This is a genomic window from Accumulibacter sp. (assembly GCF_016789985.1).
GTDB lineage: Bacteria > Pseudomonadota > Gammaproteobacteria > Burkholderiales > Rhodocyclaceae > Accumulibacter.
The window spans coordinates 1-7,147 of the sequence record NZ_JAEUOL010000129.1 but is presented as its reverse complement, the minus strand read 5'-3'; the positions used below and the strand labels follow the sequence as shown (position 1 = coordinate 7,147).

The 7,147-nt window shown below is 67.2% G+C and carries 9 protein-coding genes; 6 read left to right on the top strand and 3 right to left on the bottom strand.

The window, feature by feature from the left end; all coding sequences use genetic code 11:
- Nucleotides 1-13 precede the first annotated feature (13 nt).
- Nucleotides 14-1,213, top strand: coding sequence for a formate-dependent phosphoribosylglycinamide formyltransferase (purT, locus tag JNK99_RS07480; RefSeq protein ID WP_291850870.1), 1,200 nt, complete (start codon nt 14-16; stop codon nt 1,211-1,213).
- Between the two features lie 166 nt (nt 1,214-1,379).
- Here the strand turns inward: purT and JNK99_RS07475 are convergent, their stop codons facing one another.
- Together JNK99_RS07475 and JNK99_RS07470 are read right to left on the bottom strand one after the other, a co-directional pair.
- Nucleotides 1,380-1,580 carry a hypothetical protein gene (locus JNK99_RS07475; RefSeq protein ID WP_291850863.1) on the bottom strand — a complete coding sequence of 67 codons (201 nt, stop codon included), beginning with the start codon at nt 1,578-1,580 and terminating at the stop codon, nt 1,380-1,382.
- 91 nt (nt 1,581-1,671) lie between these two features.
- Nucleotides 1,672-2,301 (bottom strand): 2-hydroxychromene-2-carboxylate isomerase, encoded by a 630-nt coding sequence (locus JNK99_RS07470; RefSeq protein ID WP_291850860.1) that lies wholly within the window; start codon nt 2,299-2,301, stop codon nt 1,672-1,674.
- A gap of 365 nt (nt 2,302-2,666) precedes the next feature.
- On the opposite strand from JNK99_RS07470, the gene JNK99_RS07465 reads away from it, so the two are divergent.
- From JNK99_RS07465 to JNK99_RS07455, 3 genes are all read left to right on the top strand, one after another.
- Nucleotides 2,667-3,248: an SCO family protein gene (locus tag JNK99_RS07465; RefSeq protein ID WP_291850867.1), complete on the top strand. Its 582-nt coding sequence runs from the start codon at nt 2,667-2,669 to the stop codon at nt 3,246-3,248.
- An 18-nt stretch (nt 3,249-3,266) separates the two neighbouring features.
- Nucleotides 3,267-3,692: a DUF1318 domain-containing protein gene (locus tag JNK99_RS07460; RefSeq protein ID WP_291850857.1), complete on the top strand. Its 426-nt coding sequence runs from the start codon at nt 3,267-3,269 to the stop codon at nt 3,690-3,692.
- 87 nt (nt 3,693-3,779) lie between these two features.
- Nucleotides 3,780-4,253 (top strand): copper chaperone PCu(A)C, encoded by a 474-nt coding sequence (locus JNK99_RS07455; protein ID WP_291850854.1) that lies wholly within the window; start codon nt 3,780-3,782, stop codon nt 4,251-4,253.
- 49 nt (nt 4,254-4,302) lie between these two features.
- On the opposite strand, the gene JNK99_RS07450 is transcribed toward JNK99_RS07455, so the two are convergent.
- Entirely contained in the window at nt 4,303-4,920 is a 618-nt protein-coding gene (locus JNK99_RS07450; protein WP_291850851.1) for a hemolysin III family protein, read from the bottom strand.
- Between the two features lie 268 nt (nt 4,921-5,188).
- Here JNK99_RS07450 and JNK99_RS07445 point away from each other — a divergent pair, with 268 nt between their 5' ends.
- Nucleotides 5,189-6,649: a DUF2868 domain-containing protein gene (locus tag JNK99_RS07445; RefSeq protein ID WP_291850849.1), complete on the top strand. Its 1,461-nt coding sequence runs from the start codon at nt 5,189-5,191 to the stop codon at nt 6,647-6,649.
- The coding region (locus JNK99_RS07440) for a GTPase domain-containing protein (protein WP_291850846.1) at nt 6,646-7,147 on the top strand (502 nt) is incomplete at its 3' end. The genes JNK99_RS07445 and JNK99_RS07440, both read left to right, overlap by 4 nt.

The following is a 7,147-nucleotide window of genomic DNA, read 5'->3' as shown; positions in this document are numbered from 1 at the left end:
CAAGGAACCCATCATGCGCATCGGAACTCCCCTCTCCTCCGGCGCTCTGCGCGTCATGCTGCTTGGCGCCGGCGAACTCGGCAAGGAAGTGATCATCGCCCTGCAGCGCCTGGGCGTCGAAGTCATTGCCGTCGACCGTTACGCCAATGCCCCCGGCCAGCAGGTCGCGCACCGCGGGCGGGTCATCACGATGAGCGACGGCAAGGCGCTGCGCGCCCTGATCGAAGACGAAAAACCGCAGATCATCGTGCCGGAGATCGAAGCCATCGCCACCGACACGCTGGTCGACATCGAGGCCGCTGGACTGGCCGAGGTCATCCCGACCGCGCGTGCCGCCCGCCTGACGATGAACCGTGAAGGCATCCGCCGCCTCGCCGCCGAGGAACTCGGCCTGCCCACCTCGCCCTATCGTTTCGCCGATTCGCTGGCCGAACTGCAGGCAGCGATCGACGGCGGCATCGGCTACCCCTGTATCGTCAAACCGGTGATGTCGTCCTCCGGCAAGGGCCAGTCGCTGCTGCGCGCTCCGGCCGACCTGCAGCCCGCCTGGGATTACGCCGCCAGTGGCGGACGCGTCAACCAGGGCCGTATCATCGTCGAAGGTCTGATCGACTTCGACTACGAGATCACCTTGCTCACCGTGCGCGCCCGCGACGCCGCCGGCACCGTCCAGACCGCGTTCTGCGAACCGATCGGCCACATCCAGGTGGCCGGCGACTACGTCGAATCATGGCAGCCACAGGCGATGAGCCGGCTCGCGTTGCAGAGATCGCGCGAAATCGCCACCGCCGTCACCGGCAACCTGGGCGGACGTGGCATCTTCGGCGTCGAACTGTTCATCAAGGGCGACCAGGTGTGGTTCTCCGAGGTCAGCCCGCGACCGCACGATACCGGGCTGGTTACCCTGTGCTCGCAGCGCTTCTCCGAATTCGAACTGCACGCCCGCGCCATCCTCGGCCTGCCGGTCGATACCAGCCTGCGCGAAGCAGGCGCCTCGGCAGTGATCTACGGCGGCGTCGACGCACCAGGTATTGCCTTCGAAGGCGTCGCCGAAGCACTGGCCGTGCCGCACAGCGACCTGCGCCTGTTCGGCAAACCCGAGTCGTTCAGAAAACGTCGCATGGGAGTGGCGGTGGCCAACGGCAAGGATGTGGCGCAGGCGCGCGAGCGGGCCAGACTCGCCGCGAGTCGGGTCAGGCCGGTGGCCACTTGATTCGGGAGTGGCCCCAACCACCTGGAGGTACAGTGCGCGCCGGAGCAGGGGTTCCTCGACACCGGGCGGAAAACGGCGAGACCCGGAGGAAGCCCTCCTGTTCCGCAACAGAAGAGTCGGGATGCCCACCCGGTCCAACTCCTGGCCGTGACGAAGACGCGCCAGCTCAACCCGGCGGCTGGTCGCCCGCATCCTCCTTCTTCCCAGCCCGCTCCCGCTTCTCGCGCAGACGCTGGTTCTTGTCGTCGCTGCCGAGAAAAAAGTAGCGCCCCGACAGGACGCAACCCTTCATCCCGGGGTCGCAGACCAGGCCGTCGAGTTTGCCGCACTTGCCGTCGATTTCGTGGGGGCAGCCCCAGGATGCCATGATGATTGCTCGATGACCGAGGTGTGTGGATGATAACCGCGCGCTTGCCCGTCCGCTACCGTCTGCCGCTGTCGACCAGGCTGCCGTCGAATCAGCCGGGGATTCGCGAAACCCCGACCGGCAGTGTGGTCAGACGCTGCATCTCGGTGCTGCCCAGGATGCCGGGGTCAACAAGATAGTCCTTGACGAAGTCGGTGGAATCGGCACCCCAGAACAGCTCATCACCTACCGCCAGCGTCGGCACCCCGAAGACGCCGCGCGCAATCGCCCGGTCGGTAGCACTCCGCAGAGCGTCCTTGACCTCCTGTCGCGACAGCTCCGCCGGATCGATCGCCAGCGAACGCGCCAGTTCGGCGACCAGCCGCGCGTCGGCGGGATCAGCGCCGGTGGTCCACAAGGCGTCGAAAATCCGGCGCACGGCGGCTGTGCTGCAACCGGCGGCGATCGCCAGGCGCAGATAGGGCAGCGAATTGAAGGGATGTGCGGCCGGCAAGCGAAAGGGAATGCCCTGCCGGGCCGCCCACCAGGTGCAGGAACGATAGGTCCACGCGCGCTTGGGAGGAATTTCGGCCGGTCCCTTCTGCTCCCAGTGGTTCAGTAGACCGGCAAACAGCACCGGCCGGTAGCAAATCGCCACCTCCGGCGGCAGTTCGCCGAGACGGACCAACCCGAGATAGGCGTAGGGCGAAATGAAATCGAAATACCAGTCAGCCTGCTGCATTCCTTTTGCCTCCAGGAAAGCCTGTCCGCACCGTAGCCGCCGGGCTCAAGTGCGGCCAGCCGCCACTGTACTGCGCAAGGCCGGCCATGGCCACCCCCATGCTCCGCATTCCCTGGCTGATAGCGCACCGATCGGCCGCAAACGAGCGGGAATGAGCGACAATCATTAACCTGCATCAAGGCTGCCAGACGCCGGCCTGCTGACAATGCCGGGCATGGCAGCATCTTGCCGGCCTGTGGAAACGAAAGCGGCAGACCGTTTGCCCTGCCCAACAGTTGCTCCGGACCGGCCCCGGAACGAAAATGGCGGCCGGCCTCCTCATCGATCAGCCGCACCGCAATCCTGCACTGCCGACCTGGACCACCATGAAGATATTCCCGACCCTGATCCTCTGCATCACCCTGCTCTTTTCCGCCTGCTCGCAGCCGCCGGGCTTCAAATCGACCGACATCTCCGGCGCCGACTGGGGCAGGAGCTTCAGCCTGACCGATGCGCAGGGTCAGACGCGCAGCCTGGCGGATTTCAAGGGCAAGGCGGTGGTCGTCTTCTTCGGTTACACGCAGTGTCCCGACGTCTGTCCGACCACTCTGCTGTCGATGCGCGAGGTGGTCAGTCGCCTCGGCGAAGATGCCGGCCGCGTCCAGGTGATCTTCGTGACGCTCGACCCGGCGCGCGATACGCCGCAACTGCTTGCCGAATACGTCGCCGCCTTCCATCCGGGCTTCATCGGACTGTACGGCGACGCCGACCACACCGCAGCCGTCGCCCGGGACTTCAAGGTGTTCTACAGCAAACAGGCGGGCTCGACACCCGACGGCTACAGCATCGACCACTCGACCGGCAGCTACGTCTTCGACCCGCAGGGTCGCCTGCGGCTGCTCGTCCGCCACGGTGAAACGCCGGACAACGTCGCCGCCGATCTCAAGCTGCTGCTGGCCGGCAGATAATCCTCCAGGACCCATGACATGAAACGCTTTCTGTTGCTGCTCGTCTTTCTCTCCCTGGAGGCGACGGCCGCCGCGCCGGCGGCCGACCAGATCAACCTCGACATCGGCACGCCACCGGTGGTGGTGGTCAAGCACAGCCTGGCGCAGCGCGCCTCGCGACTGGTCCGCTTCTACGACGCAGGCATCATGGGCCTGGGTAACGACGGCATGATCAAGCTGCGCGACGCGAGCCGGCTCAACCTGCCGCAGCGCCAGATCGCCGAGAAACTGATCGACAACGAGAACCCGGACCGCAATTCGCTGATCTACGCGCTCGCCGAAGCGCACGGCGGCCAGTCCTGGGAACCCGTCGCACGCACTGCGCAGATCAAGCGCTGGCAGTCACAGTGGCATTCCGGCTGGTGGATCCAGGATGCGCAGGGCAACTGGAGCATCAAACCCTGAACGACCGGCTGCGACATCTTGTCGCGGCGAGCAAGGCGGGAGCACCCGTATAATCGCTTACCCCTGAACGAAAAAGGAGTACAAGGCGTGAAAACAAGGCAAACCCTGTCGTCGTTGCTGGTCCTGTTGGGCCTGTCTTCGGCCGCTGCGCTGGCCGCCGATGTCGAGATACGGAATCCCTGGGTGCGTGGCACGGTCAGTGGGCAGCAGGCAACCGGCGCTTTCATGGAGATTACCAGCCAGTCGGGCGCCACGCTGGTCGGCGCTACCAGCCCGGCTGCCGAGGTCACCGAGATTCACGAGATGAAGATGGACGGCGGGGTGATGAAGATGCGCGCCATCCCGCGCCTCGAACTGCCTGCCGGCAAGCCCGTCGAACTGGGTCCCGGCGGCTACCATGTGATGCTGATCAAGCTCAAGCAGCCACTGAAGAAGGGCGACTCCGTACCGCTCACCCTGCGCGTCGAAGGCCGCGACAGGAAGGTCGAAAGCGTCGAGCTGAAGGCCGAGGTGCGCGACCTGACCGCCGCTGCGTCGCCGGCAGGCGAACACAAGCACTGAGCGCCTTCCCGCGGCAGCCGCCGCGACCTCGCCGGGGCAGGGCAGCCGCTCAGAGCACGTAACGCAGGATGGCGACGTACTGCGCAGCGCTGCCGGCGAGGACGAACAGGTGCCAGATGCCGTGCGCGTGCTTCAGCCGGGTATCGAGGGCATAAAAGATGATCCCGGTGGTGTAGAACAGGCCACCCGCCGCGAGCCAGACGAAACCGGCCGTACCCAGCGCCTGCAGCAGCGGGACGAGGGCGGCCACGACCGCCCAACCCATCACCACGTAGATCACCACCGACAGGACTCTGGCCTTGCCCTGCAGCCAGAACTCCTGAAGTCCGCCGATGATGGCCAGCCCCCAGACCACGCCGAGCAAGGACCAGCCCCAGGGGCCACGCAGGGTAACCAGGCAGAAAGGGGTGTAGCTGCCGGCGATCAGCAGGTAAATGCTCTGGTGGTCGAGCTTCTGGAAGATCTCCTTGGCGCGCCCGCGAAAGCTGTGATAGAGCGCCGAAAAGCTGTAGAGCAACACCAGGGTCGCGCCGTAGATCGATACGCAGGAGATCTTCCACGGGTCACCGGTTTGTGCCGCGACGACGATGAGGACCAGCGCGCCAGCCAGGGCCAGCACGGCCCCGAACAGATGAGTCCAGGCATTGAGTTTCTCACCGTAATACATGCGGACCGCCTCGACCTTCCCGACCGCCCTGCCCGACCGCCAATGGTCGCCGGCCGGACAGCAGCATGAACAGCATCCGCCGCATTGTCCGGGATTACGCCTTACCCGGTCAATGAATCGATCCCCGCTGCGGGCCACCGACGGGCCCGCAGCGGGATTCCCGGGCTGCCACGTGGGAGAATAGCGGCATGTGTACCGGCGTTCTCTCTCTTGCCCTGCGGCCTACCCGCGCGCCACGCCCGGCCGCGCTACCGGCAGACCGTTAGTCATGGCGCTCGACGAAAGCAGCGCCTTGGCGGTGACGGCGCTGCGCAGCTTCGAGACCGCCGATCATACGCACGCCTTGTGGACGGACACCGACCGGGCGTGGGCCAGCCGCGCCGCCGCCGAGGTGGTCGGTGACGAAGCAACGGACGCAGCCTTCCTCGCACAGCGCGCGCGACTCGGCCTCCACCGTCTCGGCGAGCGTTCCAAAAGCGTGCCGCGCGCCGTCCGGGCGCTGCGCTGGCGGCCCTGGCTGGGCGGCGTCAGCGCGCTCGCCGCCGGCCTTGCCGGCCTGCTGGTCGATCGCATCGGCGGCGGCCAGCGGATCAACATCCTGATGCCCCCGGTGCTCATGCTGCTGTTGTGGAATCTTGCCGTGTATCTGCTGCTGACGCTCGGCATGGTCCTGCCGCAGCGTGCCACCGACCGGCCGCGACCCTTGCGGCACGCCATCGGCCGGCTTGCAGCCGGCCTCCGCCAGCCGCCGGGCGGCAGCGAACTCGCCGCCGTGGTGGCGCAGTTGAGCACTGACTGGCTGCGCATCGCCTCCCCGCTGTACGCTGCGCGGACGGCGCGCGTCCTGCACCTCGCCGCCGCATCGTTCGCCACGGGCCTGCTCGCCGGCCTCTACCTGCGCGGCATCGCCTTCGAGTACCACGCCAGTTGGGAGAGCACCTTTCTCGATTCGGCCAGCGTCCAGGGTCTGCTCGCCGTTGCCCTGGCGCCGGGCGCGGCGCTGACCGGCATTCCCGTTCCTTCGGTCGGCGAGATTGCCGCGATCCGCGCCCCGGCCGGCGAGAACGCCGCGCGCTGGCTGCACTTGCTGGCGGCCACCGGCGCCGTCGTGGTGATCGTCCCGCGCCTGCTGCTGGCGCTCTTCGCCTGGCTGATCGAGTGCCGCAGATCGGCGAATCTGGCGATCGGGCTCGATGACGCCTATTTCCAGCGATTGTTGCGCGATTTCCGGGGCGAACCGGCGCGGCTGACCATCAGTCCCTACAGCTACACGCTGCCACCCGCGGCAACCGCCGGCCTGCAACGACTGGCGGCACGCGCCCTCGGCGGCAACGCCTTGCTGACCATCGGCCCGACGCTGCGTTATGGCGCCGAGGAGACGCTGGGCAGTGCGGTGCAAGCGGGACACCTGCTCGCTCTGTTCAACGCCACGGCAACGCCGGAACGTGAGACGCACGGGGCTTTTCTGGCCCGCCTGGCTGGCCGGCTCGGTCCCGCCGGCCGGATTGTCGCCCTGGTCGACCTGAGCGCCTTCCTGGCACGCGGCGCTGACGTCGGACGCTGTCAGGCGCGGCGAACCGCCTGGCGCGAGTTGTGCGCCTCACAGCAGGTCAACTGCGTCTTCGCCGACCTGGCGGCCAGTTCCGGATCTGCCACTTCCGACACGGCCGACCGCCTGGGCGAAGCCGCGTCGGCGCTCGCCCAGGCGCTCGAAGGGAGCAGCCGATGAGCGATGTCGCCCGCACCATCGCGCTATCGCTGATCTCGCACACCAACGCCGGCAAGACGACGCTCGCCCGCACCCTGCTCGGACGCGACGTCGGCGAAGTGCGTGATGCCGCGCACGTCACCCGCGAAGCGACACCCTACCCACTGCTCGATACGGCGGAGGGCGATGCCTTGGTCCTCTGGGACACTCCCGGCTTCGGCGACAGCGCACGCCTGGCGCGCCGGCTGGGCCAGCAGGGCAACCCGATCGGCTGGTTCCTGTCCCAGGTCTGGGACCGCTTCCGCGATCAGGCTTTCTACCTGTCACAACAGGCGGTGCGCAACGTGCGCGACCAGGCCGACGTCGTGCTCTATCTGGTCAACGCGTCCGAGGCTCCCGCCGACGCCGGTTTTCTCGCCCCCGAACTCGACATCCTGGCGTGGATCGACCGACCGGTCGTGGTACTGCTCAATCAGACCGGACCGCCACGCCCACGCGCCGCCGAGCAGGCCGAGGAGA

Bases quoted from the DNA above. Each gene is read 5' to 3' on its own strand.
- JNK99_RS07445 (WP_291850849.1), top strand. From the start codon at position 5,189: ATGGCGCTCGACGAAAGCAGCGCCTTGGCGGTGACGGCGCTGCGCAGC.
- purT (WP_291850870.1), top strand. From the start codon at position 14: ATGCGCATCGGAACTCCCCTCTCCTCCGGCGCTCTGCGCGTCATGCTG.
- JNK99_RS07465 (WP_291850867.1), top strand. From the start codon at position 2,667: ATGAAGATATTCCCGACCCTGATCCTCTGCATCACCCTGCTCTTTTCC.
- JNK99_RS07475 (WP_291850863.1), bottom strand. From the start codon at position 1,580: ATGGCATCCTGGGGCTGCCCCCACGAAATCGACGGCAAGTGCGGCAAA.
- JNK99_RS07470 (WP_291850860.1), bottom strand. From the start codon at position 2,301: ATGCAGCAGGCTGACTGGTATTTCGATTTCATTTCGCCCTACGCCTAT.
- JNK99_RS07450 (WP_291850851.1), bottom strand. From the start codon at position 4,920: ATGTATTACGGTGAGAAACTCAATGCCTGGACTCATCTGTTCGGGGCC.
- JNK99_RS07460 (WP_291850857.1), top strand. From the start codon at position 3,267: ATGAAACGCTTTCTGTTGCTGCTCGTCTTTCTCTCCCTGGAGGCGACG.